Raw genomic sequence first — 25,071 nt, forward strand, 5'->3', positions numbered from 1 at the left:
TGTATGACTTCTCCCGTTCGTTTTGCCCTGACAACTCCCCTCTATTACGTCAATGACGTGCCCCACATTGGCAGTGCCTACACAACGATGGTGGCCGATGCGATCGCCCGTTTCCATCGCCTTAAGGGGGATGACGTGCTCTTCATTACAGGCACCGACGAACATGGCCAAAAAATCCAGCGCACCGCCCAGGAAAAAGGCGTCGATCCCCAGGTACACTGCGACGAAATTATCGGCAGCTTCAAGGATCTCTGGCAGCACTACAACATCCAATACGACCGCTTTAGCCGCACCACCGCCCCTAACCACGCGAAAATTGTTGCTGAATTTTTCCAGCGGGTCTGGGACAACGGCGATATTTACCTCGCCCAACAGCAGGGTTGGTATTGTGTTGCCTGCGAAGAATTTAAAGAAGAAAAAGACCTGATCGAAGACCACCACTGCGCGATCCACACCAACAAGCAGGCCGAGTGGCGGGACGAAGAAAACTACTTTTTCCGTCTGTCTAAATACCAGGCCCAACTCGAAGCCCTCTACCAGGAAAGTCCCGACTTCATCCAGCCCGCCAGCCGTCGCAACGAAGTGATCAACTTTGTGAAACAGGGATTGCAGGATTTTTCAATTTCCCGCGTCAATCTCGACTGGGGTTTCCCGGTACCCACCGACGAGAACCACACGATCTATGTTTGGTTTGATGCGCTGTTGGGTTATGTCACGGCCCTGTTAGAAGACGGGGAAGCAGCCACCCTCGAAAATGCCCTGAAAAAATGGTGGCCCATCAACCTCCATTTAATTGGTAAAGATATTCTGCGCTTCCATGCGGTCTACTGGCCAGCGATGCTCATGTCGGCAAATTTGCCCCTGCCCGATAAAGTATTTGGCCACGGCTTTCTCACCAAAAATGGCCTCAAGATGGGTAAAAGCCTCGGCAATACCATCGACCCCATCGCCCTGGTCAATCAATATGGTGCCGATGCCCTGCGTTATTACTTCCTCAAGGAAGTGGAACTGGGTAAAGATGGTGATTTTAACGAAACTCGCTTCGTGAATGTGGTCAATGCTGACCTGGCCAATGACCTGGGGAATTTGTTGAACCGCACCCTAGGCATGCTGAAAAAATACTGCAAAAGCGAAATTCCGTCCCTAGATCTGGCTGCCATTCCCGCCGATCACCCCCTCAAAGCCCTGGGAGAAACCCTTGGCGATCGCACCTGTGCCGCCTACGACAATCTCAACTTTACCGCCGCCTGTCATCAGGTATTAGCACTCATCCAAGCCAGTAACAAATACATCGATGACCGCGCCCCCTGGGCCTTATTTAAAGCGGGAGAACAAGCCCAAGTCGAAGAAATTCTCTTGACGATCCTAGAATCCGTACGTCTGGCGGCCTATTTACTCTCTCCGGTGATCCCCAATCTCAGCAATCAAATCTATCGTCAATTAGGCTTCCCTGGCGACTTCAATCGCTCGGATGACCTTGTAAATCTGGCTCCCTTTGCCAGCCATAGCCGCTGGGGTCTGCCTTGGTCTGAACGTACCCTAACGAAAGCCCAGCCTATCTTTGCCCGCCTTGAAGTCCCTGAAGCCTCTGCTTAAGCGCAGCCCCAAAACCGAGGGAATGATAAAAGTTTTGACGAAGTTCCAGCTTTCTCAGTAAGCTTAGTTATTGGGTTTCCCTTTTTTACAATGGGGCATCTATTTTTTTATAAAAACTGTTTCATAAATATTTTCGTTTTAATAAAATCTCAAGAGGCATAATCACAATGCTGGATCACTTTGGTAGCGATCCGGTTTTCTCGCCTGAACAGGTACTTGAAAATCGAGGTCGTGTTGCGATCTTTATCGATGGTTCTAATCTATTCTATGCAGCGCTGCAATTAGGCATCGAAATCGACTACAGCAAACTTCTTTATCGTTTAACGGGCGGGTCACGGCTACTGCGGTCTTTTTTCTACACAGGGGTTGACCGGGCCAATGAAAAACAGCAAGGTTTTTTGTTATGGATGCGCCGCAATGGTTATCGGGTCATTGCCAAGGATTTGGTGCAACTGCCAGATGGCTCGAAAAAAGCCAATTTGGATGTGGAAATTGCGGTGGATATGATGGCCCTCGTGGGCTCCTATGATACGGCGGTGCTCGTCAGTGGTGACGGGGATCTGGCCTATGCGGTGGATGCGGTCAGCTATCGGGGAGCACGGGTCGAGGTGGTTAGCCTGCGATCGATGACTAGCGATAGTTTGATTAATGTAGCAGACCGTTATATTGACCTAGAGCAAATCCAGACGGATATCCAAAAGCTCCATCGGGGCCAGTTTTCGGAACCGAGGCTGATGGAAGATCGTGGTGGTGGCACAATTGAGTTACCCAGTCATGAGTAAGTAAATGTGATGGTGCGTTTGTGTCGATGGAAATGGGGGCGATCGCCAAAAATCTTCGCCTTAGCACTACTCTTGATGGGGAATCTTGGGGGAATAACGGCCTGTCGCAATAGCCCGCCAGCGACGGAAACAGAACCCCAAAGCCAAAATTCTGAAAATCGCCTCATCGTCGAAGATGCCCTCCTCGAACAATCCGATGCCGAGGGAAATATTCTCTGGAAAATCCAGGCCGAAGAAGCCATCTATAGCCAAGACCGCAAAGCCGCCACTCTCACCAAGCTCGTGGGGAACCTCTACCAAGATGGGGAAGTGATCCTCAGTCTCCAAGCGAACAAGGGCCAGGTGATTAACGATGGCGATCGCATTATCCTCGAATCAGGGGTTTTGGTCACGGATAATCGTCAGGGGGCCGTCTTTGAAACCGAGAAAGCCGAGTGGGAACCCGCCAATTTCATCCTCCAGATCACCACGGGTCTCCAAGCCAAATATCCCAACGGCACACTCAGCGCCAAACAGGGCAAATATTTTATCGATCGCCAGGATTTAGAACTCGCCGATACCGTCGAAGTGGTCATTGTGGAGCCCCCCTTGCAACTCCAGGGCAGCAAGCTCAATTGGCTCGTAGCTGAAGATAAAATCACCGCCGCCGAGGGCCTCACTGTCCAGCGTTACACCGCAGAAACGATCACCGATCGCCTCCGGGCAGATCAAGGTGAAGCCCAACTCAAAGCCCAGAAAATTATTGTCAGTGGCAATGTTTTGTTAAATAGCCTTGACCCAGAGATTCAGTTTGCCAGCGGAGCCGCCACCTGGGATATCCAAGCGGGTATCATTACAGGTCAAGATTCTGTACAACTCACCCAAACCGCCGAACGAGTCCAATTTCGGGGCAACCAAGGACGCTACAATCTCAAGACCCAACAGGCACAACTGAGCGGCGCGGTCAGGGGAACGGGCGAAGATCCGCCCACTTCTCTCAAGGCCAACCAAGTGGATTGGAATCTCACCGCCGAGGAAGTGGTGGCCGTGGGCAATGTGGTTTATGAACAGACCAACCCCCGGGTCAAACTCAATGGCGATCGCGCCGTGGGCAAATTTAGACAAAATCAATTGGTGGTGACAGGGTCGGCCCAAAAACAAGTCACCACGGAAGTCATCCCCTAAGTGATCAGCAAGTTCAGCACATCCTTAGGGGACGACACAGCCCAGCAGCGAGGGGATACCAGTACAATGGTAAATCGCTAGGCACATCAGGCAGTGCATTTATCTAGTTGTAGGCAATTCACCAAAAAGGATATTGAGATTAGACAAGGCCATGGGTAAAGTTGCAGTTGGGTTATCAGGGGGCGTAGACAGTTCCGTCACCGCAGGGATTCTCCATCGCCAGGGCTATACCGTCGAAGGGGTCACCCTCTGGCTGATGAAAGGCAAAGGTCAATGTTGCTCGGAGGGGATGGTGGATGCCGCTGATATTTGTGAGCAATTAGGCATTCCCCACCACATCGTGGATAGCCGCGATTTGTTTCAGAAATACATTGTTGACTATGTTGTGTCTGGGTATGAAGCGGGGGTGACACCTTTACCCTGTTCCCAATGCAATCGGATGGTGAAATTTGGGCCAATGTTGCAATGGGCCAAGGCAGAGCTGGGCATTGATCAGATTGCGACGGGCCACTATGCCAGAATTCGTTACAACGACCAAACGGGACGCTATGAACTGTTGCGGGCGGTGGATCGCCATAAGGATCAATCCTATTTTCTCTATGATCTCACCCAGGAAATGCTGGCGGGGACGCTGTTTCCTTTGGGGGAAATGACCAAGGGCGAAACCCGGCAAATTGCGGCGGAAATGCAGCTTTCGACGGCGAAAAAACCAGAAAGCCAAGACCTCTGCCTCATTGAAGCCCATGGTTCGATGAAAACTTTTTTAGACAAATACATTGAACAGCGGGAAGGAGAAATCGTCGATCTCGACGGGAAAGTGCTGGGGCACCATACAGGCATCCATCATTACACCATCGGCCAACGAAAGGGCTTGGGCATTGCCGCCCCGGAACCCCTCTATGTGGTGAAGCTAGATAATGTGATGAATCGGGTGGTAGTAAGTACCCGCGATCGTGCTGGTCAGTCTGAATGTACGGTGCAGCGCATGAATTGGTTGGCACTCCCAGGCATTACAAGCCCCATCCGCGCAGAGGTGCAGGTGCGTTATCGCAGTGGTGCGGTGCCTGTGACGGTGATTCCGCTAGAAGGCGATCGCCTTAGACTCGTTTTCGAAGAACCCCAATTTGGCATTACCCCTGGCCAAGCGGCTGTGCTCTATGACGGCGATCGGGTGCTGGGGGGCGGCATTATCGAACATCCCGAAGCGGCTTAGTTCTATTGGCCGGACATTTAGGGGCGAGGGGAAACCAGCCGTTGCCGTTGGGCCTGTTCAATGGCTTCAAACAATGCTTGAAAGTTCCCTTCGCCAAAGCCCTGGGCCTGTTGTTTGCGTTCGATAAATTCCCAAAAAAATGTCGGCTCTTTAAAAATGGGCTGAGTGAAAATTTGCAGGAGCATTTCCTTGGGTGATCGCACCACATCCACAAGGATTTTTTCCTGCTGAATTTGGGGCCAATGGGGTAATGTTTCTAGGTGGGGATAGCGATCACAGAGATTTTTGTAATAGGTGGCCGGAACGTCGAGAAATGCCACATTTGTCCGGCGAAAATGCCCGATTTGCTGCGGTAAGTTTTTGTATTTCAGGGCGATATGTTGAATCCCGGCACCACGATTAAACTCGATAAATTCTTGGATTTGGGAACGCTGTGCCGTTTCTGGATTTTCACAGCAGTCTCCCGGTTGATTAATGGGTAGTTGAATTCCGCTGGGATGGGAAAGAACCTGGGAAGCGAGACCGGAATAATTGGTTTTGATCGTAAAAGTTTGCTGACGGTTAAACCCAAATTTATCTTCGTACCATTGCACCGTTTCTTGAAGTTTTCCTACTGGTACATTAAGCACTAAATGATCGATTTGGGTATTCGTTTTAGGAACTGTATCTCGATAAATAAGGGTGTGTTGAAACCCGACATTATTGCGTAGTACAGTAACAGATTGATCAGTATTTTTTGGCTGAAAAAAAGCTTTTTGGTCAATATAAAAGGCGACATCCGCAACACCACAGGGATGATGGGTTAAATATTGGGCGACGGGATCGGCAGGGGTTTGGGGCGCCGAGAGCATCAGGGTTAACTCTGGGCTATTAAGTTGAATGGTGTTTCGAGGTAAAAACGGAAATGTTGCTTGAGGATTGCTGATGTTGAGTTGAAATTTTGTTTGAAACCAGGTCTGCCAATAATCCAGATCGTCTACATAGAAATGGACATAGGCGATCGCCAAATTTGGGGGGCTCTGGTTTGCCATGTGTCGGGAAAGATAAACAACAGCTCCTATTCAACTTAGCGTACTTTCTCAGGATTGACCGATGGCTTGGGTTACTGCTGGGAGCGTTCGAGAAAGTCTTGGTTGAGCTGGGCTGCTTTTTTGCCACAGAGGTAACTGGCGATCGCCAAGGGCAGCCAAATCACCGTCAACAGCCGACCAAAGCGTTCCCCAGTGCGGCGAATGTCTGCCTCGGTGCCGAGGGCAATTTTTAAGCGACCTCCCAGGGGATCGACCAATTGTTGATCGCGCAGGGCGGCCACCACCGTGACTGTTTGGCCGTGGGGTAGGACGCGACGATCTAAATCCGTCGTAATGTAATCAAGTCTGCCCCAATCTGCGGCAGTGAGAGGGAAGGTTTGATCGGCGTAGGTAATGGCTTTGGGTTTACTTAAGCGGGCCGATTCTCCGGTGCGTTCAATCTTGGGGCGTTGCTCAGGCTCTGGTTGCGCTGCCGGGAGGAGAAATTGCTCCAGGGCGATCGCCAAGGGAATACGTGTTTCTCCATCGCTCAAAAAGACCTGCTCAACGGCGGCTTCCCAAGTAAACAGCACCTTTTGAATTGTGTCTTCGGCAGTGCTGGGGCCATTGCGGGCGACCAGTTCAATTTTGCCCTGAATGATCTGTAGGGCGGGATCATCGGGCAGCGTTGGGGGATTGTCCGCCACAAGGTAGCCTTCGAGCTTCACGAGATCACGATTCGTCGTTGCTTCACTGGCGGCCTGTACCGAAAGCGACTCCACCTGGGCAAGTTCCTGGGATGTTTTGAGAGCTTGGCCCGTTAGCCCCATCAGTAAAGAGATCACCGCTAAACCACCACTGGCGATCGCCCCCAGCACGAGGAATTCAAATTTGGCATATTCATTTTCACTGACATTGCGCGGCGCGTCCTTCCACCAACTCCAGCGCATCCGTCGTTTTGGGCTCATGGCTTTTCGGGGCGGGTTACAACGAAAAATTTGTCACGAAAAATTCAAAGGCGATCGCCTTTGAAATACATTTTAAAAACTAAGCTTTAGGGCATTAACGGGCACATCATCCCAAGAATCAACGGTGCGGATCTTTGCTTCCCAGCCGATGGTGGTTTTATCCGTGGCGAGTTTTTGTTTCCATTGCTCATGGCAATCCTTCGCGGCTTCTTCATTTTGACAAGCGATACAAGCTTGAAGAATGCCCGTCGGATCAATTTGTTCATTTACCCAAATGGTCATCGCAGCTACCTTAAAATGATTTCACCGCTCATTCTAGCAACCTCTTTTGAGGGCTCGATCAACTTGGTGATGGAGTGTTGCAAGATCCAAAGAATTATCAAGCACCACATCAGCGCGCTGGATTTTTTCGGCGAGGGGCATCTGGCTGGCGATCCGCGCTTGGGCCTGGGCAATGCTTAACTGGTTACGCTGCTGGAGCCTCGCCAACTGCTGCTCAGAAGTACAGGTGACCACCCAAATTTCCGTGACAAAATCCGTTAACTGCGCCTCAAACAGCAGTGGGATCGCGCAAATTACCGTGGCTTGTGTCTCCTGAATGGTTGCTAAGGCTTCACGGAAACGCTGGCGCACGTAGGGATGAATCTGGGTTTCAAGCCACAGTTTTTCGTCGGGATCGTTAAAAACAATGTCCCCTAAAGCTTGGCGATTGAGGAAACCATCGGCGTTTTGAATCCCTGCACCGTAGCGGGCAAAAATTTGCGTCAATATTGCCGAGGGCGGGGCGATCGCCTCACGGGCATAAACATCTGCATCAAGAATGGGGAGTTGGTAACGTTGGGCCAGGTAAGTCGTTACTGTAGTTTTTCCCGTCGCGATGCCCCCCGTCAGACCAATGATTCTTGGTTTTGTTACTTTATGGTGCGACATGACGTTTCACCAACAGTGGAATCCCGCAGTCATGCCAAAATTCAGGGCTTATCCCGCCGCTAGACATGCCGCCATGCATAAATCTTTCGACGGTGAAATGTTCTCTATAGTTTATGGAGTGACCTGTCGCTACTTCGTATTCCTTCTCGATGATGCTTTTGAGTTGTTCGGGTGTGTCTGGCATATCAACGTTATCTAGTCTTTCTTTCAACTCACGCCAAAGATATGGATCCCCTCGGAATCCCCATTGCTTGGGTTCGTCTTCGAATATTTCAGATATGTTCATTTTCTTTCAGCACCATAACGCTCCAGGCCCCCGCTTTTTGCTGTCCGAGTGCATGTGATTGTTAGCTTTATATTAAGTAACCTTTCTCAAGACCGTGTGTAATACCACCTTCCCAGTCTGATGTGAGATAGTTACGAACAGAATTGAACAAGTGGATTACAACGTCATCATAAATTGGGTTTTTGACGTAACCTTCGCGATATCGAAATTCGCGGTCGGTGTTTTTCTGCTTTCGTAATACGTAAATTTGATCTATTTTATATTTTTTAAATTGACTGACTCAGTTAGCTTTAACCATTCGGCTACTACCATATACATCGCATTTGGATTCTTTTGTTTTAATTGTTCTGCAGCGGTAGAAACATCTTGAAGCATGGTCTTATCAAGATATGTCTTGCATTCAATCGCAACTGCTGGAATGTCCCATTTATGAATTTCAGATTCTTCAGAACCTTTGCATAGCATTTCTGACGTTATGCTGCACCCAATCGAAAAATCATGATCTTTGATCTCAATTAGAGCATTTGGCTTTTTCAACATATCTGCATAATTCGATGATCTAAAAAATATATCTTTGAATGAATGTGATTTTCCTATAAGTGCATGTTCTGAAATGCTACTTACTAAATCTCTAAACAGATAATACAAAAATTCTTCAAGAACAGAAGAATGTAAGTTTGAACGGGAGTCAAACTTTTCTGCATAATGTTGCTGATCCAAGAACTCCTTGTAATTATTTAGCAACTCTACTCTTTTCTTGAGAATATCATCATCATTATCCGCATGAAATTTTATAGGGCCGACTAGATTTTCATTATTATCTTTCCATTTATCGTATCGGCTCCTTATTTCTGCAAGATAGCACTTTGATTCTCTGTCACGGTATTTTGTCCTATGATTTTCTTTTTGTTCTAAATTGTTGCCATGTACAAACATTCTTCATTTTCCTCAATAAACTGGTTCAACACATTCTCTGCAACAGCTTTTGCCAAAAGAGGAGGCACTGCGTTACCTATCTGATTGTATTGGCATAAATACTTTTCATCAAAACGCCCTTCTCTTGCTAATAGCTTATGGCTAACTACGGTTGGCTTTCCTTTAAATACATATGTATCAGGAAAGGTTTGAATGCGAGCGCCTTCTCTAGCAGTAAAATTCCTATTTTTGTATGGATGAACAAAGTTAGCATAGAAAGATGCAGGAATTGTATGGCAAGGCTTATTTGGGTGCATTCGTCGATTATTTTGGTCGTAAATCTTATCACTAAAAACTCCGTTTGAATTACGCTTATATGGTTTTAGATGGTCAGGAACATCTGATCCTGACTGTCCCCATTTCATTGAGCTAAATCTTTCCACCATACGCTTTGAGTGTTTCATTGCTAGATGGTTGTGTAATTTCATGCTACCGTTACGCAAAGTCTTTTGAAAGTCATTTAGTGGCTTAGATACATATTCCATTTCTTCAGCGCCTTCTCTTGCCTCAATTTCAGGTAAGTCTGATATTGCATCCCACAGAGTTGGCGTTTTCTTTAACGACACTGAAAACAAGTCACTCTGATTTGGTGAATGGGTTGGCTTTGGAAACGGATTACAAAGCTCTTGCATAGAGGCTATAACAAATAGCCTTTTTCTGATTTGGGGGACTCCATAATCAACAGATTCTAGTATTGTTGAATACACAAAATATCCAAGGTTGTGCAGTTCACTCCTAATAATATCTATTACTAATTCATTTGATTTTGTTTTTGCTTTTACTAAATTAGGGACATTTTCCATGACCATCACTTTAGGCTTAAACAGTTTACCTAATCTTACAAATTCTTCAAATAAACTATTTCTTGGGTCTTTTGGATCACCATTGTTTTTGTTACATATTGAAAAACCCTGACAGGGTGGGCCACCAAGGATAATGTCCGGCTCATTGCCTTCAAACAATGCTAATAATTTTGCATCCGACAGATCTTCAATATTTCCCTTTATTACAGTTGCATCTGGATGATTGAATTGGAATGTCTCACATGCCCATGCGTCTGTTTCAATTGCACCAACAATTTTACAACCTGCCATCTCAAAGCCAAGGCTAAACCCACCAGCTCCAGCGAATGTATCAAGAACTTTCATTGATTTTTGCTCGTTTTCTTCAACAAAGGTTCAATATTATATCAAAAATCACTATTGGGCAGAATGTTGGTGGTTGAGAAGCTAACTAGAAGTCATACCGCACTTGCAGCATAACAACCCAAGTCCACCAGAATATTACCGCAGACTTTGGCTACAGAATAGCAGTCAAGAGGTAAATACCATAATCACAGATAGCTTGCAAATCATTTAACTCAGTCGCCGTTGCTTACAAATGAGCGCCGCTGCCTTTTCCAACAAGTCATCCCAGAAAAAACAGATATGCTAATTGTTTTTCATTTTGGCGATTTTTGGCGATCGCCTTACGGACATAAATATCGTCATCAAAAATGGGGAGCTGATCGCGGTGGGCCAAGTAAGTCTTGCTATACTTTTTCCCGTCGCAATGCCCCCCGTCAAACCGATGATTCCTGGCTGCGTCACCGTGTGTGGATCATCCTATAGTTTGGCGTGGCTGCCATCACAAAACGGCACATCCTGGGTGTGTTTACAAAGACACAGCGTCACTTTTTTCTTCTCTTCTAGGGTGAACTTTTGGGGCTTGAATTCTGTACCTTTGTGGCTGCCATCGCAAAAGGGTTGATCCGCAGATTTACCGCAGGCACACCAGAAATAATCGCCGGCCTCAAGTTCCAGCGTCATGGGCTTTTTCGCCGCAATCGTTGGTTTAGCCATATTCATTTTTCCTCTATAAACTTTGGGCAACAAACTCGGCTGACCTAGGGCAAATCAAACAATAGAAATTCCGTCTCGGTCCCTTGACCTACAAAAATGAGTTCTGTTTCGCCACTGATGCCAGCCCCATCGCCCGCTTCCATCGTAACGCCATTCACCGTGAGGCTTCCTTTGACAATCTGTAGCCAAGCCCGACGGCCCTCTGCCAATGGATGGGTGACCGTGGCTCCAGAAGACAACAGCGCCGCATAAATCGAGGCATTCTGGTGAATTTTTACGGAGTGATCGCGCCCATCGGGGGAAGCAACAATTCGCAATTGATTTTCTTTTTCTTCCGGGGCGAAGTAGGTTTGCTCGTAGCTCGGTTCTACATTCAGTTGATCGGGGGTAATCCAAATCTGCAGTAAATGCACAGGCTGTTCTGACGAAGGATTAAATTCGCTGTGCAAAATGCCTGTGCCCGCGCTCATGCGTTGCACATCCCCAGGACGAATAATCGAACCATTGCCAATGTTATCTTTGTGGGCCAGTTCCCCTTCGAGGACATAGGTGACGATTTCCATATCGCGGTGGCCATGGGTGGCGAATCCTTTGCCTGGGGCGATGTAATCTTCATTGATCACCCGCAGGTTAGAAAAATTCATGTGGGCCGGATCGTAGTACTGGGAAAACGAAAACTAAAGTAGCTCTCTAGCCAATCTAGTTTGCCACGACCCCTTTCAGCAGAGGGACGGAGTTGAATCATAAAAACCTCCGAGGCGTTTTTTAGCGGGTTTAGGTGATTGCTTCTATTGTAGATTGCCGCCAAATAAAAGACAATAAGCTATTTTATATACAGAATGTATCCTGAAAAGAAACAATAGGCCATGGATAAATTAGCCAGTTTGTATGCATTTACCCAGGTAGTGGAAGCAGGGGGATTTGCGGCGGCGGCACGACAGATGAATGTGGGGCGATCAGCAGTGAATAAGCTAGTGATTGCCCTCGAAAATCACCTCCAAGTTCAACTCCTCCACCGCAGTACCCGTAAGGTGACACCGACCCCCACGGGCCTCGCCTTCTATGAAAAATGCGTCCAGATTTTGGCAGATTTAGAGGAGGCAGAGCTATCAGCTTCGCAGCTACACGGGGAACCCAAAGGACTGTTACGGGTAAACGCGCCGATGACCTTTGGCCGGATGCAGGTGGCTCCGCTCGTGGCACAATTTATGGCCCAATATCCCCAGGTGCAAATCCAACTCACCCTAGAGGATCGGTTTGTGGATGCGATCGCCGAAGGTTATGACCTCGTGATTCGGATCGCTGAACCCGTCGAATCGGCCAGTCTCATTAGTCATCCCCTCTGTGAGACAAAATTAGTCCTCTGTGCGGCCCCCAGCTACCTGAAACGCCATGGTATCCCCCAAAGTCCTGGGGATTTAGTTCATCACAACTGTCTGCGCTACGGCCCCACGGGCAATACCTGGCATTTGGTCGGCCCCCTGGGGGAAGTTTCTGTTAACGTGTCCGGCTCTTTTTGTGCGAACAACGGTGAAGCATTGGCGATCGCCGCGGCGGCGGGCCTAGGCATTGCCCAGTTACCCCAATTTATCCTCGATGCAGCCCCCTGGACAGAACAACTCACGGTGGTCTTGCCTGAATACAATCACCGCACCCTCAGTACCTACGTCCTCTATCCCATCAATCGCCATCTTTCCACCAAGGTAAAACTCCTGTGCGAATTTCTCCAGCAACACCTTGCTGCTGCTGATCCTTCAGGCTAACTTTAAACACAAAAAAACCTCCCCCTGAGGTTTGGGAAGGCTTTCTGTTTTTTATGGTATGCGGATGGCGAGACTCGAACTCGCAAGGATCGCTCCACACGCCCCTCAAGCGTGCGTGTCTACCAATTCCACCACATCCGCTCGTTTTGACTTGAACGAATATAGCATACTCATTTGGCGATCGCCAAGAGTTTTTGAGAAAAAAATTATCCAATCTCTGAAAATGGTTCTTGTCTTTGCCGAAAGTCTCCAGCCGATTTCTGTCTGGTTAATTTCTGGACTGACCTTGGTCTGGGTTTTGGGACTTGGAGCGTAACGAGATTTGTCGTTGCTGGTTATAAATAGGACGTTGTTGCTCAATGCGATTAGCCACCTGAATCTGTTGTTGCAGTTGATCCGTCGAGGAAACCAACTGACTGAGGCCATTCACCAAATCAATCAGATTTTTCCGAAACTGCGGATCTCCGGTTAGCTCATCCAGGTCTGAAGTGATTTTTTGAGTATTTTCAAAGGTGACCCGGGCTGCATCAAGGGTTTTTTGCAACATCAACACATTGGTTGGATCGTTCAGGGCCGTTGAGATATCCTTGAGATTTTCCGAAGCCGTTGCCGCGTTGGCCGTTAGCACCGTGAGATTATCCAAAATTTCCTCGGTATTCGCCGCACTGAGATTTTGATTGACCGTATCGAGGGTCGTATCAAAGGAAGCCAAAGTACGCTGCATTTGATCACTGGTGCGCCCAATGCTATTGAGGGTACCCACCAGAGCCTGGCGATTTTCGACCACAAGGCTATTAAAATTCCCTGTTAGGGTGTTCACCTGTTCAAGGGTGCGGTTGAGTTGATTGGAACTGGTCACTGCCGCATCACTAATAGCTTGGGCATTCTCGGCAAAATTATCCACTTCTCCCCGCACTTCCTGAGATAGCAGCGCTAATTCTTCGGTGAGGATTGCCACCTGGGCCGCCGCATCACTGGAATTGTCCGCCAAGGTACGCACAATTTCAAAAAACTCTGGATCACCATACAGTTCACTAAATTTGGTGGTATTGCGGAGCACCTGCTCGAAGCTCACCCCGATCACCCCCTCTAGGGTTGTACCATCACAGAGAATTGCTCCTTTTTCCGGGCAGTCCGCTGCGAAGGGGCTCTGGGCCATTTCTGCTTGGGTTAATTCTGCTTGGGGAATAATTTCGAGGGAGGTTTCTCCGATAAGTCCCCCTTGGTTTGCCTCGACCACGACCTCTCGCGGCATGATCAGATCGGGGGTTTGGATTTGAATTTGGATCTCAACGCCATTGCTGGAAGGTTGTACGTCAATGATGCGCCCCACCTCCAGACCCCGGTAGCGGACGATCGCCCCCTCTTGCATCGCATTGGCATTGTCAAAGCGGACATTAATCGAATAGGTGCGTTTCCCCAGGGTTGCCCCTGTCAGCCAGATGAGCACGACGCTGAGCAGGGAGAGTCCAGCGAAAATAAATAAACCGAGGGAGCCTTCTTTGAGGGTACGCGATCGCATTGGATTCGTCAGTAGGGGGGATAAATTTACGTTTTATTGTATGGGGGAGGATGAATTTTAGCCGATAACTTTAATCGGGCCTTCCACCGCCGCGTCAAAAAACTGGCGCACGAGGGGATTATCGGTCTGGTCAATTTCTGCCACTGTCCCCGTCCATTGGATCTTACCGCCATAGAGAAAAATAACTCGGTCAGCGGTGCGACGAATCGTGCTGTCCTGGTGGCTGACCATCACGTAGGTGCCACAAACCCCTTGCATTTGTTGGAGATGGCGCACGAGATCTTCAATCACCGTTGAGGCAATGGGATCAAGGCCAGCGGTGGGTTCATCGTACAAAATAATTTCGGGATTGTCCTTGGGATTATCGGGGTTGGCCATGATTGCCCGGGCAAAGCTAACTCGTTTGCGCATCCCCCCAGAGAGTTGGGATGGGTAGCGATCGCCGACCCCTGACAACCCCACCATGTCCAACCGTTCTTCTACCAATTCGCGAATGGTTCTCGCAGACAGGTTTGAATGTTGATAGAGCAAAAAACCGACATTTTCCGCCACGGTGAGGGAGTCGAAGAGGGCCGCCTGCTGGAAGACCATGCTGATCCCAATGGGATCGTTGCCATCCTCAATCAGTCCCCGGCGCTTGATGCCATTGATATAAATTTCCCCCGCATCTGCTGCCAGTAGTCCCGCAATAATTCGCAGGATGGTGGATTTCCCCGTACCGGAGGGGCCAATAATCACGAGGGCTTCTCCCCGATAAATGCTCAGATCAACATCATCGAGAATGACATTTGACCCGAAGGCCTTGGAAATTCCCCGCAATTCAATCAAGGGTTCGGCTTGGGTGGCAACCATAGGACGCAAAAGATAAGGGCAATTGATTTAACAATAGCGATGGATCAGCAACTACACTGGCAAACGGCGATATTTTAGGTAATAACCCAGGAATAACAACGCCACTAGACCCCCGGAGCCAAGACCTACCCAACTGGGCACCCAAAAGGCCACTTCCAGATGATTGAGCTGCCCCGGTTGTAATGTCCAAATTAGGCGATCGCCTTCCTTGCGAGTCACAGGCGCAGTCGTCGTGTTGCGATTAATTACCCGTGCTCCCAAAGGCGTTTTTAGGCTGACGTCTAAATCCAGGAGGGAACCGGGACTGAGGATCAAACTGCCCCGCTGGGACAAAACGCCCAAGGCCCGCAAATCTACGTCCAGGGTGGCTCGGTTACGTTCAAACAAAAGCCAGTTTTTTTGTTCAAGGGCGATCGCCGATTTGAGTTGTACCAAATCGAGATCCGTGGCCTGGAGATTTTGTCCTTCCGGGTTAAAAAAGTCATTGAACTTTTCTACTAAATCTGCCCCATTGTGGAAGGGAATTCGTACATCCAACTCCTGGGTCGAGAGCCGCTGGGCAGAACCATGGAGCCCCCTAGCGCGTTTTTCCACACTTTTGAGCCAGTGCTTTGCTTCTTGCTGATTAAAGTTCGTAAACTCATCCCCCAACTGGAGATGCTGGTGAATTTCGCCATGGTGCTGGTGGTCGAAGGCGATCTCCACATCATAGTCCACACAACCCGCCAGGCAGAGGACACACACACAACAGAGACTCAGCAATCGGATCAAAGATTTCACAGGCATCATCGCTCACAATGCAGGGGCAAGTATGGCAATTTTAAACTGCCCTGGACGCAACCCCCAACTTGCCAAACAGAATCGCTGGCATATAAGCACTACCACCAACCCATTCGCAGGTGTCACTAAAATCAACTAAATCTGCAAAGGCCTCGAAGATGCTGCCCGCCACCATGGTATTTTTCAGGCGACCAACAATTTCGCCATTTTCGACTTTGTAACCGAGGTCGAGGTTCACGGAAAATTCCCCAGCTAGCTGATTAGATTGACCCGCTCCTAACACTTGATCAACGATCACGCCTTCCTTCATGCCCTTGATCAGCTCCGTTAACGGGGTTTTCCCGGCCCCCATACAAAAATTCACCATGTCGGGACTGGGACGAGAAAGACCGCCCCGGAAACCATTCCCCTGGGCCTCGGCGTTGCCGCGAGCGGCCCACTGGCGATCCCAATAGAATTGCTGGACAATACCGTTCTGGATAAAGGTTTTTTTCTGGGTGGGGGTGCCTTCGTCGTCAAAGGGACAGGCGGAAACACCGATGGTCGGATCTTCGTAAATGCTTAGGCGATCGCCAAAGAGTTGTTCGCCAATTTTTCCGGCGAGGGGCGAGGCTTTTTGCACCACCACTTGACCGGAGAGAATCGTATCAAACAGGCCGCCAATGGCGCTGAGGGCCGCCCTGGGGGTAAACAGCACCGGGTATTGGCCGCTGGAAATTTGGGCCGCTTTTTCGGCGTTGGTGTATTTTTCGATGAGGGTAGCGAGGATTTTGTCGTAATCGGGTTCTCCATCCTTGGCGACATCGTAACCGTAGGCATTAAGAAAATCTTCCCCCTGGACAAGATTTCCGCCCAGGCTGGCACTAACAATTTTGCTGTTGCGTTCGCCATAGACGCCGCTGGTAGTGGCCAGTTTGGTCTGACCAGAGCGGATATGAAATCCCGCACTGACGAGAATATCGTCGTTGTAAGCCCGTACTTTTTCGATGAGGGTTTCGCCAATTTTTACCAGTTTCGCGGTTTCTGGCAGCACATAATCGCTTTCAGGCACAACCCCTTGAAAATCCTTGGCAAACTCAAAATCCACGGGATCACCGATTTCTGCCGTGGCGATCGCCGCATCAACGACATCTTCGAGGCGCGTTAAATCCGTGGCACTGGCAAAGCCCAATTTCCCATCGACGACCACCCGCAGGGCAACCCCTTGGCTCGCTTTCGTTTCGAGGGACTTGAGGCGATTATTCTCAAAATCGATGGGAGTATCACGGCTACTGCGGTAGTACACCTCCGCTTCGATACCCTTTTGTTTGGCGAGATCCAGGATTTGCTCAACTACCATAAAACTTTCTAAACACAATTTGAAAATAACGGCCGCTCCCCATTGTAGAAGATTCTTTTGGATCACCGAGGGCGATCGCCTTTGGTTGAAAATTGCCTAAAAAAAAGAGGGACAAATGATCTTTCCCTCCCCAAAATCAATTGATTGTTCTAGCCAAGCCAAAATTTACCGAAACATACTGCTCACAGAACTTTCTTCGTGAATGCGCCAAAATGGTTTCACCGAGGAGATTGGCCACCGTCAGCACCGTCAGTTCTTCAAATTGCTTATCGGCAGGCACCGGAATCGTATTGGTTACGATAACTTCCTCAAACAGGCCACTAGAGAGGCGTTCCACCGCAGGCCCAGAGAAGACTGGATGGGTCGCACAAGCATACACTTCCTTGGCCCCTTCCTTCTTCAGTAATCTGGCCCCTTCCTGGAGCGTCCCAGCGGTGTCGATCATGTCATCAACAAGGATCGCTGTTTTTCCTTTGACTTCCCCGATGACGTTCATCACTTCGGCGACATTGTGGGCCTGGCGACGTTTATCAATAATGGCCAAGGGCGCATCGTCTAACTTTTTGGCAAAGGCCCGCGCCCGCGCCACCCCGCCCACATCGGGAGAGACCACCACAATATCCTCTAAATTTTTGCTTTTGAGATAGTCAATGATCACCGGGGAACCGTAGACATGGTCACAGGGAATGTCAAAATACCCTTGGATTTGCGCCGAATGGAGATCCATCGCCAATACCCGACCGGCCCCTGCCTGGGTAATCAAGTTAGCCACCAGTTTCGCTGTAATGGATTCGCGACCAGCGGTTTTGCGGTCAGCGCGGGCATAGCCGTAGTAGGGGATCACCGCTGTGATTTGGCGTGCCGAAGCCCGACGACAGGCATCGATCATGATCAACAGTTCCATCAGGTGATCGTTGACCGGACGGCAGGAGGGTTGAATGAGGTAAACATCGCAACCCCGGATCGACTCTTGCACCTGGATGTACATTTCACCGTCGGCAAACTGCTTCCGGATCATGGGGCCAAGATCCATGCCCAGATAACGGGCCACTTCGTTGGCTAGGGGCAAATTCGCCGATCCCGAAAAAATCCGGAGACGGTTGCTATCGGTGGGGGTTTGCAGAACAGATTGTAAGGCGAGGGTGGCGGAGTGGCTCACAGCAGAATAAACCTCTCTTTCGGTTTGATAAAGGACATCCAAGGGATCAGTGCAGACACCATAATCCTCCTTTTGGTCGTTTCGATGATATGTGTTACCAAAGTACAATTACTTAGCCCCATTTTTTAGACTGGATAGATACGGTAAAACCATTGGGGGCAATCATCGCCACTGGAAAGGATTAGGGTTAATAGAAAATAAAAAATTGTTAAGGAAGGTGCTGATCTTCAGGGTCTATTGTACTCAATAAACCTTTAAATTCAATTTGAAATTTTTCTATGCTGCAAAATTGCTTGTTAATCGCGGGAACAGACACGGAAGTGGGGAAAACAGTGGTCAGCTCGGCCCTGATTGCCTATTGGCGTCATTTTCTTCCTTTTTCTCGGCTAGGGGTAATCAAACTACTCCAGACAGGGATCGGCGATCGCCAATGGTACGAAAAATTCTGTGATGGGGGAACAGTTCTCAAGGTGCCTTTGGAGTATGAAACCCCGGTTGCGCCCCCGGTGGCTGCCCGCTTAGAGGGAAAAGCCATTGATCTGGGGATCGTCTGGCAGGAGTTACAGGATTTGAGTAATGCTCAAGATTTTGTCATTGCTGAGTCCCTGGGGAGCTTAGGATCGCCTGTAACTGACGAGTTGACGGTGGCAGATTTGGCAGGGCAGTGGAAGTTGCCGACGCTGTTGGTAGTGCCGGTGAAATTGGGTTCTATTGGTCAGGCGATCGCCCAGGTGAGTTTGGCGCGGGAACGGAAGGTTAACCTCAAGGGGATCATCCTCAGTTGCGGTACCCCCGAAGCCATGGGACAAATCGAGGCTTTGACGCCGCCGACCATCCTGCAACAATTCACCCAAATCCCGGTGCTTGGAATCATGCCCCACTTGGAAAACCTTTTAGACGCGTCAGCTCTGGCAAAAATCGCCGCCAATTGGCACTTGGAACAGTTGGTTTCTAAGGAACATTTGCGGCCCCAGGCTCCTTTGTCACGGTAATTTGGCCCCGATCAATATGCCAACAACGGTCGGCGATCGCCTCTAGTTCGTGGGGATCGTGGGTAACGATGAGCAACGTCCAATGTTGTTTTAGCTTTGCGAGTAATTTTGCCAACTGCGATCGCATCGACCAATCCAAGCCCGCCGTCGGCTCATCCAACATCAACAGGTTTGGCTGGCGAATTAATTGCACCGCGAGGGATAAACGCCGTTGCTGGCCGCCACTCAGGGCATGGGGTGAAGCCTTGAGATCCAAATTTTCGAGGCCCACCTCTGCCAAAGCATCTTGGATTTGTTCTAGGCGTAATTCTGGATGGCCAAACCGGACTTCCTCTAAAATCGTCGAAGCGCAAAAGTGACGCTCCGGAAATTGAAACACGAGGCCCGCCAACTGTTGCAAGTGGAGATTTGTTAAAGTTTGTTCTTGCCAGCGGATCTGCCCCTGGGTCTGCTGGGCCAAGCCCGCCAAAATTTCGAGTAACGTCGTTTTCCCAGAGCCACTCGGCCCCACAATCATTCCCATTTCCTGGGGAGCTAACTTGAGGTTAACCTGCTGCAAAATCGGCTCAGGCGTTGCCGCAGGATGGTACACCAAATCTTGGATGTAGAGCATTGACAGGCCCAAAGAGAAATCTTTTCCCAAGCTACCATAGCCGTTTGTGTAAGGGGGCGATCGCCTGGAAAATCGACCGGGTAAACTTGAGGCTAAGTATTTACTTTTCTTCACAGAAAAAATTGTTTTTACTCAGTGAAGAATAAACTTTCATTGAAAGTAATTGTTTTGGTCAAGAAACCCTGTTAAATTAAGAATTGAAGTTAGGTAGAACTTAACTTCCCTGGCAGATAAAACAGCCACTGTCTGAGTAAAGTAAAGTTAGTTAAGGAGATAAACCAAGCTGTTTCTTTGCATATCTGTCTCGTCGAACGAAACAAAACCACTCAAGCGCGAAATCCATACTTCCAACCACCTGTAGCAACAGGGAGCAACCTAACTGAATAAACTGTCAAGTCGGGCAGCAAGATGATTCAGTTAATGTCTCCAGAGAGTCTTAGTTAAAGGGTTCCGGAAGTTCTGAGGAAAGTAGGTTCTGGGTGGTTTTGTTCTATTAAGATTTAATTTGTATGGGAAACTCTTCACCCAAAAATCCCTAAACCTCCGCAAGGGCGATCGCCAATTTCTCAGCAAGAGCTGCGACCCAATTTTCATCTTGTTTTGTATAGCTACGGGGAATATTTGTCCCCAAAACTAAGAGACCTGTTTCACCGAGGGGCTGACAAATAATGCCCTGGGTATTTTCTGGCAAATAATCAAATTCAACCCGCCCCGGATACATTTTTAAGGTCACCAGATACACTGCCTTTTGGGTTTCAAGAACCCGTTTGGCGATCGCCCCAACATTAAAATCTTTTTTCGCCCCAAAAATGCCCCGCCGCAGAATTGTCTCGCCATCACGGTAAACCACCACCGATTTCGTCACCGTATTGGTCAAGAGTAGGTGGGATGCCCAAGCCAACTCTGTTTTGACAGCGTCCGGCAGATCCTCGGCCAATTCAAACTGCTCTTCTCCTTCTAGAATCACCGCTTCTGGAGCCTTGGGCTGGATCTGTTCCCATAGCAAGGTGGTCAAAATCAAAACAGCACTGAGAATTACCCCCACCACGTCGGAACGGGCCTGGGAATCGCTGAGGGCGGGAGTCAGTAAACGGTTAACCATCAACATAGTGCCCCCGATCATCCCGACGGTAAGCGGTAGATATTGCAACGGATTGCGCCCAGAATCAGCCATGGTAAACCCCAAGATATTTTGTTTCAGCTTCCCTGAATTGATCGTTGAAAGTCAATAAAACCCCAAACAAAAACCACCTCGCCAGGGTCGCTCAGGTGGTCAATGGGCAGTGATTCAATATTTTGATGAAACTTGATCGCGCAGAAAACCTAGGGGCAGTATAGGGTTGCCGCGGTATCACGGCCTGTGGTGGGATTGGTGCCGCTGGCCAGTTCGCAAAGCTTGTCATTTTCCCGCGCCAAGATCAGGGCATCAGTAAAATCGGCCCCTTCAATAACTGTGGATGGCGTAATTTTGACGCTGGCGAGGAAAGCCCCCTCTAGGTTGGCATTTTTAAAGTTCGCGTGGCCAATGCGGGCAGAATCTAAGACGGCTCCCCGGAGATCAGCCCCTTCAAAGTTGACGAATTCGAGATTAGCCGAGAAAAAACGCACCCCCCGCAGGTCTGAATAACTAAAATCGCAGCCCCGGAGACTGGAGAGATCGTAACTATTGTCCCGCAAGTCCTGGTGGGAAAAATCTTCTTGAATAAAGGTGCGCTTGTTGTAGTCTACGGCCCAGGCCTTTGGTGGGTCAAAATTGCCCCAGGCGAAACTTATAATCCCCACAACCAAGGCGATCGCCATTAGCCGTTTGCACATTGCTAGCATACCAGTCAGCTCCCAAGCTCTTTTCGTAAAGTTCACTCAAGCCTATTTTATCGGGAATCGACCCCAACAAAATACGTCCGCAGCATTGGCCTGGATCAAAAAAAGTGTCTTTTCTCCAAAAAAATAATTCGCTTTTTAGAAATCCTTGAGGACAGTCGTTGAAAAATAGATTCACCTTTAAATGTCGATCAATTTCCCATAGAAAAGAGTTGATTTGTTCAAAAAACTATTGATTTAAAAACTAAATTTTTGACAAAGAGCATCACTAAATCGGCATGAACAAAGCTAACATCTGGCCATTAAAAACCATAAAGTTTCTGCTTCTTTTTAGCGGATGATTATTATAATTTGACAGAAGACAAAGCCAATCTATACTTAGACAGCTACGCGCAGTCAGTCTTGAGGACAATGGAAAAATTAACCCTAGCGTGGTCGTTACAAAATCATCTACACCACTACACATTCCACCAAGCTGCAACCACAAAAGTTGCCCAAAAATTGCGGATTGGCCGAGACCCAGCCCAGTGTGACATTATCTTTGCTGACCGCAGTGTTTCTTCCCTCCATGTTGAGCTATTTTTTAGTGCGGCCTTAGATGCTGCGCTCATTCAGAATCTGCGTCCCTCTAATCCTCCCCTCATTGATGGCTTCCAACTGACCCAAGGAACAGCCAATCTATCCCAGGGCAGCCAGATTCAACTGGGTCGCATTCAATTGCAGGTATCCCAGTTAGTCCTACCAGGCCAGGCTCAGGTGGCAGCCCCACCCCAACCCCAAGTACCCAATACGGCCTCAGCCTACGGTTTAAAATGCCCTAATCCGTCCTGTGGCAAGGTTTCTCGATATGATGAGCAGGTGCTTAAACAAGGATGTCCTTGGTGTGGATTTTCCTTAGCCGCCGCAAATACGGTGATGATGGTGCGGCCACAGTCCTAGGGTTTCTCTTGTTTTTCCTCAGAATTCATTGATATGACAACATTGCAGCAGGTCTGGTTAAGCTGGAAAGATCCCCTCACAAGTGACATTCAAACCTTAGCCCTGGGGTTACCCATTGCCATTGGTCGTGATGCCAACAGTATGCCGACGGCGATCGCCAATGGACAACCTGTCGCCAAATTAACCCTCAATAGCTCCCAAGTTTCTCGGTACCATGCCCTCATTTTTCTCCAGGCCGATCAACTGTGGATTGGGGATCAAAATAGTAGTAATGGCGTGTTTGTGAATGGCCAGCGCCAAACCCAAAGGAGCTTGAAATCTGGGGATGTGGTGCGGATTGGCCCCTATGAAATTTCGATTACCACCACCGCCCCCAACCAACCTGCGACCCAGCGCCGCTCCAGCGATTCTTTTATTCAGGTGCCAGACCAACAACTGCCGGATCCCCCCAGCAGCAGTTCCCCAGTAGAAACCTTTCCCCCCGCAGAATTTCAAGCGCAGTATGTCAGCCCCCAACAGTTATATGCCACCGGATTACCCGTCGAAGAGATAGACTATGTGGCCATTGGGGCCGGGCTTGGCAGTTATATCTGGGTTGATTTTTTACGGGTTTACGGGGTGCCGGCCCAGCAAGTTCGTGCTTTGGGCCTAGAAGGAAAACCCTATGGCCGCTACCAACGGCTCTGCTTAAACTCGCAAATTCCTGCCCACGAGCGGTTGCGGTCGAACTCGGATTCTTGTCCGGATAATCTCTGGGGTTGGCCGAGCTATGCGCTACGGGAAGCCTACGGCGATTTTTTGCGGGGACATTTCCAGGCAGCTCTACGGCATCTCTGGCAAGTCTTTACGGAACCGATTTTGACGGAAACCTATACGCCTCGTTCTGGCAATGTCTTCAAATCTATCGACCGGGAGGCGGCACGGATTGGGTGGCACCATATTTATCGCTTTGGGCGGGTACGGGCAATCCGGAAAACCGATGATGGTCGTTATGCGATCGCCTATTCTACGGGACGGGGCCGCCATGCCTTTGTCATTGGCCGTTATGTTCATCTGTGTACCGGATATCCGGTGATCCAATTTTTGCCAGATCTCCAGGACTACCGCGAAAAAACAGGGGATTTTAAAACGGTCGTCAATGCCTACGAGGAACATGACCACGTCTATAGCACCCTCGAACGCCAGGGGGGGACAGTCTTGATTCGGGGTCGGGGGATTGTCGCCTCTAGGGTGATCCAGCGCATCTACGAAGCCCGCCGCCGTAACCCCAACATTTCGATTTTGCACCTAATGCGATCGCCAAAACCCGTGGGAAATAAATTTGGCCTGGCCCAGCGACCCGTGAGCAACCATTTTGAACTGCAACCGTTTAATTGGCCTAAGGCCTGTTGGGGCGGCACCCTGCGCGAACAATTAGAAAACGCTGCCCCCAGGGAACGCACTAACCTCCTGGCCGATTGGGGCGGCACCACCACCGCCGATCGCCACGACTGGCGCGATATTATCCAAACGGGTTTAGATAAAGGCTGGTATCGAATCGTTTTTGGGGATGTCGTAGCCGTCGAACCCGATGCCCAAGGACGTCCGGTGACGCGGATTCGCGAAAAAGGCATCACAGGGGAACTCACCCTCACCGCCAACTACATCATTGACGCCACGGGTCTCGATGGTAAAGTCAAATCCACCCCCCTGCTCAATGACCTCGTGACCCATTACCAACTGACCCTGAATGCCCTTGGCCGCTTCCAGGTGAACAATGATTTTGAAATGCCGGAAATGCGTAACCGCTCAGGACGAATGTACGCCGCCGGAGCCATTACCTTTGGTGGCCCCCATGCCGCCGTCGATAGCTTTTTGGGGTTGCAATACTGTGCCCTAAAATCAGTAGAAGCCTTGGCTCAGGAAAATGCTTCCCAGGTGCGCCCTTTGCATCCCTTGGCTTCCCTATCTCAATGGTTTAAATGGATTAACAATCAAGCCCCATGACCCCAACACTCCTTGGCCGCTGGCAAACTCGACTTCTTTTGATGGGTACGGTGGGTGCCCTCCTCACAGTCTGCTTTGCAGAGGGACTCTGGGGTAATCCCGTTGGTGCTGTCTATTGGGCGGTTTGGGGTTACATCACCGTTTTTGGCCTTGGCTGGGACTGTCTTTACATCTATTTACAAAATTACCGTTGGGATCAAGATTGGCCGGCGATTCTACAATGGCTGGCGGCCCTCTGGGAAGGGATATTCTTTTTATTTTTGTGGGCTGGCTTACCGAATTTTGCGGGCGTCGCCTTACCCCTAACGGCAGATCTGTCTTTAACTTGGTTTGTGATTCACTACGGCTCGGTTTGGCTGGGGATCTTTGTGGTGTCCCAGAGTTTGATGCGCATCTTATTTCCCCTGTGGCGTTTCCATGGTGGACGTTGGTTTTAGAAACGAAATTTTCCCAGGGGCGGCCTTGATATTTGACGGTAAGTAGAGGGCGATCGCCTTTTTGCAGTGGGAATTTCTCACCTCTAACCAGACTTTTGAGATT

25 protein-coding genes, 1 tRNA gene and 2 pseudogenes are annotated in these 25,071 nt (G+C 49.2%); 10 read left to right on the forward strand and 18 right to left on the reverse strand.

Annotation, left to right across the window (positions count from 1 at the left end; genetic code table 11):
- Window positions 1-3: 3 nt before the first annotated feature.
- The 4 genes from metG (at window position 4) to mnmA (ending at window position 4,755) form a co-directional block, all read left to right on the forward strand.
- Window positions 4-1,596, forward strand: a complete 1,593-nt coding sequence (gene metG / locus AACR41_RS03520; RefSeq protein ID WP_030007714.1) for a methionine--tRNA ligase — start codon at window positions 4-6, stop codon at window positions 1,594-1,596.
- 167 nt (window positions 1,597-1,763) lie between these two features.
- Window positions 1,764-2,378 (forward strand): LabA-like NYN domain-containing protein, encoded by a 615-nt coding sequence (locus tag AACR41_RS03525; protein ID WP_012308301.1) that lies wholly within the window; start codon window positions 1,764-1,766, stop codon window positions 2,376-2,378.
- Between the two features lie 9 nt (window positions 2,379-2,387).
- The gene (lptC, locus tag AACR41_RS03530) at window positions 2,388-3,542 is read left to right on the forward strand and encodes an LPS export ABC transporter periplasmic protein LptC (RefSeq protein WP_223209947.1); all 1,155 of its coding nucleotides are present in this window, start codon (window positions 2,388-2,390) and stop codon (window positions 3,540-3,542) included.
- Between the two features lie 151 nt (window positions 3,543-3,693).
- A complete protein-coding gene (mnmA, locus tag AACR41_RS03535; RefSeq protein WP_030007716.1) occupies window positions 3,694-4,755 on the forward strand; it encodes a tRNA 2-thiouridine(34) synthase MnmA in 1,062 nt (353 codons plus the stop codon).
- A gap of 17 nt (window positions 4,756-4,772) precedes the next feature.
- Here mnmA and AACR41_RS03540 read toward each other — a convergent pair whose 3' ends face one another.
- The 7 genes from AACR41_RS03540 to AACR41_RS03570 all read right to left on the reverse strand — a co-directional run bounded on the left by AACR41_RS03540 (window position 4,773) and on the right by AACR41_RS03570 (window position 10,072).
- Window positions 4,773-5,786 carry a VOC family protein gene (locus AACR41_RS03540; protein ID WP_030007717.1) on the reverse strand — a complete coding sequence of 338 codons (1,014 nt, stop codon included), beginning with the start codon at window positions 5,784-5,786 and terminating at the stop codon, window positions 4,773-4,775.
- 71 nt (window positions 5,787-5,857) lie between these two features.
- Window positions 5,858-6,733 (reverse strand): hypothetical protein, encoded by an 876-nt coding sequence (locus AACR41_RS03545; RefSeq protein ID WP_030007718.1) that lies wholly within the window; start codon window positions 6,731-6,733, stop codon window positions 5,858-5,860.
- A 72-nt stretch (window positions 6,734-6,805) separates the two neighbouring features.
- A complete protein-coding gene (locus AACR41_RS03550) occupies window positions 6,806-7,015 on the reverse strand; it encodes a hypothetical protein (RefSeq protein ID WP_012308307.1) in 210 nt (69 codons plus the stop codon).
- Window positions 7,016-7,048: 33 nt separating this feature from the next.
- On the reverse strand, window positions 7,049-7,663 hold the full coding sequence (gene coaE, locus AACR41_RS03555; protein WP_030007719.1) for a dephospho-CoA kinase: 615 nt from the start codon (window positions 7,661-7,663) through the stop codon (window positions 7,049-7,051).
- On the reverse strand, window positions 7,650-7,949 hold the full coding sequence (locus tag AACR41_RS03560; RefSeq protein ID WP_030007720.1) for a hypothetical protein: 300 nt from the start codon (window positions 7,947-7,949) through the stop codon (window positions 7,650-7,652). The genes coaE and AACR41_RS03560 overlap by 14 nt, the downstream gene beginning before the upstream one ends.
- 252 nt (window positions 7,950-8,201) lie before the next feature.
- A complete protein-coding gene (locus AACR41_RS03565; protein ID WP_229364890.1) occupies window positions 8,202-8,885 on the reverse strand; it encodes a Bpu10I family restriction endonuclease in 684 nt (227 codons plus the stop codon).
- On the reverse strand, window positions 8,861-10,072 hold the full coding sequence (locus tag AACR41_RS03570; protein ID WP_030007721.1) for a DNA cytosine methyltransferase: 1,212 nt from the start codon (window positions 10,070-10,072) through the stop codon (window positions 8,861-8,863). Before AACR41_RS03570 ends, AACR41_RS03565 begins: the two co-directional genes overlap by 25 nt.
- A 279-nt stretch (window positions 10,073-10,351) precedes the next feature.
- Between AACR41_RS03570 and AACR41_RS03575 the strand changes: the two genes are divergently transcribed.
- On the forward strand, window positions 10,352-10,534 hold the full coding sequence (locus AACR41_RS03575) for a hypothetical protein (RefSeq protein WP_152551020.1): 183 nt from the start codon (window positions 10,352-10,354) through the stop codon (window positions 10,532-10,534).
- On the opposite strand, the gene AACR41_RS03580 is transcribed toward AACR41_RS03575, so the two are convergent.
- Window positions 10,529-10,765, reverse strand: coding sequence for a CDGSH iron-sulfur domain-containing protein (locus tag AACR41_RS03580; protein ID WP_030007722.1), 237 nt, complete (start codon window positions 10,763-10,765; stop codon window positions 10,529-10,531). The genes AACR41_RS03575 and AACR41_RS03580 overlap by 6 nt on opposite strands.
- Window positions 10,766-10,809: 44 nt before the next feature.
- Window positions 10,810-11,510: pseudogene (locus tag AACR41_RS03585) on the reverse strand (pirin family protein).
- Window positions 11,511-11,631: 121 nt separating this feature from the next.
- Here AACR41_RS03585 and AACR41_RS03590 point away from each other — a divergent pair.
- Complete coding sequence (locus AACR41_RS03590; RefSeq protein WP_030007723.1) at window positions 11,632-12,528, forward strand: LysR family transcriptional regulator; 897 nt, start codon at window positions 11,632-11,634, stop codon at window positions 12,526-12,528.
- A gap of 59 nt (window positions 12,529-12,587) precedes the next feature.
- On the opposite strand, the gene AACR41_RS03595 is transcribed toward AACR41_RS03590, so the two are convergent.
- From AACR41_RS03595 to AACR41_RS03620, 6 genes and pseudogenes are all read right to left on the reverse strand, one after another.
- Window positions 12,588-12,669, reverse strand: a tRNA-Leu gene (locus AACR41_RS03595).
- Window positions 12,670-12,796: 127 nt separating this feature from the next.
- Window positions 12,797-14,050, reverse strand: a complete 1,254-nt coding sequence (locus AACR41_RS03600; protein ID WP_030007724.1) for an MlaD family protein — start codon at window positions 14,048-14,050, stop codon at window positions 12,797-12,799.
- A 57-nt stretch (window positions 14,051-14,107) separates the two neighbouring features.
- Complete coding sequence (locus tag AACR41_RS03605) at window positions 14,108-14,902, reverse strand: ABC transporter ATP-binding protein (protein ID WP_030007725.1); 795 nt, start codon at window positions 14,900-14,902, stop codon at window positions 14,108-14,110.
- 51 nt (window positions 14,903-14,953) lie between these two features.
- On the reverse strand, window positions 14,954-15,691 hold the full coding sequence (locus AACR41_RS03610; RefSeq protein ID WP_030007726.1) for a DUF3153 domain-containing protein: 738 nt from the start codon (window positions 15,689-15,691) through the stop codon (window positions 14,954-14,956).
- Between the two features lie 31 nt (window positions 15,692-15,722).
- Window positions 15,723-17,021 carry a TldD/PmbA family protein gene (locus AACR41_RS03615; protein ID WP_030007727.1) on the reverse strand — a complete coding sequence of 433 codons (1,299 nt, stop codon included), beginning with the start codon at window positions 17,019-17,021 and terminating at the stop codon, window positions 15,723-15,725.
- A 165-nt stretch (window positions 17,022-17,186) separates the two neighbouring features.
- Window positions 17,187-18,180, reverse strand: a pseudogene (locus AACR41_RS03620) (ribose-phosphate pyrophosphokinase).
- Window positions 18,181-18,458: 278 nt separating this feature from the next.
- Between AACR41_RS03620 and bioD the strand changes: the two are divergent.
- Window positions 18,459-19,172, forward strand: a complete 714-nt coding sequence (gene bioD, locus AACR41_RS03625; RefSeq protein WP_030007728.1) for a dethiobiotin synthase — start codon at window positions 18,459-18,461, stop codon at window positions 19,170-19,172.
- Here bioD and AACR41_RS03630 read toward each other — a convergent pair.
- The 3 genes from AACR41_RS03630 to AACR41_RS03640 form a co-directional block, all read right to left on the reverse strand.
- Entirely contained in the window at window positions 19,132-19,785 is a 654-nt protein-coding gene (locus AACR41_RS03630) for an ABC transporter ATP-binding protein (protein WP_030007729.1), read from the reverse strand. The genes bioD and AACR41_RS03630 overlap by 41 nt on opposite strands.
- A 535-nt stretch (window positions 19,786-20,320) precedes the next feature.
- Window positions 20,321-20,959 (reverse strand): cofactor assembly of complex C subunit B, encoded by a 639-nt coding sequence (locus tag AACR41_RS03635; RefSeq protein ID WP_030007730.1) that lies wholly within the window; start codon window positions 20,957-20,959, stop codon window positions 20,321-20,323.
- Window positions 20,960-21,108: 149 nt separating this feature from the next.
- Entirely contained in the window at window positions 21,109-21,609 is a 501-nt protein-coding gene (locus AACR41_RS03640) for a pentapeptide repeat-containing protein (protein WP_030007731.1), read from the reverse strand.
- Window positions 21,610-22,017: 408 nt separating this feature from the next.
- Between AACR41_RS03640 and AACR41_RS03645 the strand changes: the two genes are divergently transcribed.
- The 3 genes from AACR41_RS03645 to AACR41_RS03655 are packed head-to-tail and all read left to right on the forward strand — an operon-like array spanning window position 22,018 to window position 24,968.
- On the forward strand, window positions 22,018-22,545 hold the full coding sequence (locus AACR41_RS03645; protein WP_030007732.1) for an FHA domain-containing protein: 528 nt from the start codon (window positions 22,018-22,020) through the stop codon (window positions 22,543-22,545).
- 33 nt (window positions 22,546-22,578) lie between these two features.
- Window positions 22,579-24,531 (forward strand): FHA domain-containing protein, encoded by a 1,953-nt coding sequence (locus tag AACR41_RS03650; protein WP_030007733.1) that lies wholly within the window; start codon window positions 22,579-22,581, stop codon window positions 24,529-24,531.
- Window positions 24,528-24,968: a hypothetical protein gene (locus AACR41_RS03655; RefSeq protein ID WP_030007734.1), complete on the forward strand. Its 441-nt coding sequence runs from the start codon at window positions 24,528-24,530 to the stop codon at window positions 24,966-24,968. The genes AACR41_RS03650 and AACR41_RS03655 overlap by 4 nt, the downstream gene beginning before the upstream one ends.
- Window positions 24,969-25,071: the final 103 nt, after the last annotated feature.

It is taken from the genome of Picosynechococcus sp. NKBG042902 (assembly GCF_963864045.1).
In the GTDB taxonomy this organism is placed as follows: domain Bacteria; phylum Cyanobacteriota; class Cyanobacteriia; order Cyanobacteriales; family MRBY01; genus MRBY01.

Coding starts and splice junctions, on each gene's coding strand:
- metG (WP_030007714.1), top strand. CDS start 4: ATGACTTCTCCCGTTCGTTTTGCCCTGACAACTCCCCTCTATTACGTC.
- AACR41_RS03525 (WP_012308301.1), top strand. CDS start 1,764: ATGCTGGATCACTTTGGTAGCGATCCGGTTTTCTCGCCTGAACAGGTA.
- lptC (WP_223209947.1), top strand. CDS start 2,388: ATGGTGCGTTTGTGTCGATGGAAATGGGGGCGATCGCCAAAAATCTTC.
- mnmA (WP_030007716.1), top strand. CDS start 3,694: ATGGGTAAAGTTGCAGTTGGGTTATCAGGGGGCGTAGACAGTTCCGTC.
- AACR41_RS03540 (WP_030007717.1), bottom strand. CDS start 5,786: ATGGCAAACCAGAGCCCCCCAAATTTGGCGATCGCCTATGTCCATTTC.
- AACR41_RS03545 (WP_030007718.1), bottom strand. CDS start 6,733: ATGAGCCCAAAACGACGGATGCGCTGGAGTTGGTGGAAGGACGCGCCG.
- AACR41_RS03550 (WP_012308307.1), bottom strand. CDS start 7,015: ATGACCATTTGGGTAAATGAACAAATTGATCCGACGGGCATTCTTCAA.
- coaE (WP_030007719.1), bottom strand. CDS start 7,663: ATGTCGCACCATAAAGTAACAAAACCAAGAATCATTGGTCTGACGGGG.
- AACR41_RS03560 (WP_030007720.1), bottom strand. CDS start 7,949: ATGAACATATCTGAAATATTCGAAGACGAACCCAAGCAATGGGGATTC.
- AACR41_RS03565 (WP_229364890.1), bottom strand. CDS start 8,885: ATGTTTGTACATGGCAACAATTTAGAACAAAAAGAAAATCATAGGACA.
- AACR41_RS03570 (WP_030007721.1), bottom strand. CDS start 10,072: ATGAAAGTTCTTGATACATTCGCTGGAGCTGGTGGGTTTAGCCTTGGC.
- AACR41_RS03575 (WP_152551020.1), top strand. CDS start 10,352: ATGCTAATTGTTTTTCATTTTGGCGATTTTTGGCGATCGCCTTACGGA.
- AACR41_RS03580 (WP_030007722.1), bottom strand. CDS start 10,765: ATGGCTAAACCAACGATTGCGGCGAAAAAGCCCATGACGCTGGAACTT.
- AACR41_RS03590 (WP_030007723.1), top strand. CDS start 11,632: ATGGATAAATTAGCCAGTTTGTATGCATTTACCCAGGTAGTGGAAGCA.
- AACR41_RS03600 (WP_030007724.1), bottom strand. CDS start 14,050: ATGCGATCGCGTACCCTCAAAGAAGGCTCCCTCGGTTTATTTATTTTC.
- AACR41_RS03605 (WP_030007725.1), bottom strand. CDS start 14,902: ATGGTTGCCACCCAAGCCGAACCCTTGATTGAATTGCGGGGAATTTCC.
- AACR41_RS03610 (WP_030007726.1), bottom strand. CDS start 15,691: ATGATGCCTGTGAAATCTTTGATCCGATTGCTGAGTCTCTGTTGTGTG.
- AACR41_RS03615 (WP_030007727.1), bottom strand. CDS start 17,021: ATGGTAGTTGAGCAAATCCTGGATCTCGCCAAACAAAAGGGTATCGAA.
- bioD (WP_030007728.1), top strand. CDS start 18,459: ATGCTGCAAAATTGCTTGTTAATCGCGGGAACAGACACGGAAGTGGGG.
- AACR41_RS03630 (WP_030007729.1), bottom strand. CDS start 19,785: ATGCTCTACATCCAAGATTTGGTGTACCATCCTGCGGCAACGCCTGAG.
- AACR41_RS03635 (WP_030007730.1), bottom strand. CDS start 20,959: ATGGCTGATTCTGGGCGCAATCCGTTGCAATATCTACCGCTTACCGTC.
- AACR41_RS03640 (WP_030007731.1), bottom strand. CDS start 21,609: ATGCTAGCAATGTGCAAACGGCTAATGGCGATCGCCTTGGTTGTGGGG.
- AACR41_RS03645 (WP_030007732.1), top strand. CDS start 22,018: ATGGAAAAATTAACCCTAGCGTGGTCGTTACAAAATCATCTACACCAC.
- AACR41_RS03650 (WP_030007733.1), top strand. CDS start 22,579: ATGACAACATTGCAGCAGGTCTGGTTAAGCTGGAAAGATCCCCTCACA.
- AACR41_RS03655 (WP_030007734.1), top strand. CDS start 24,528: ATGACCCCAACACTCCTTGGCCGCTGGCAAACTCGACTTCTTTTGATG.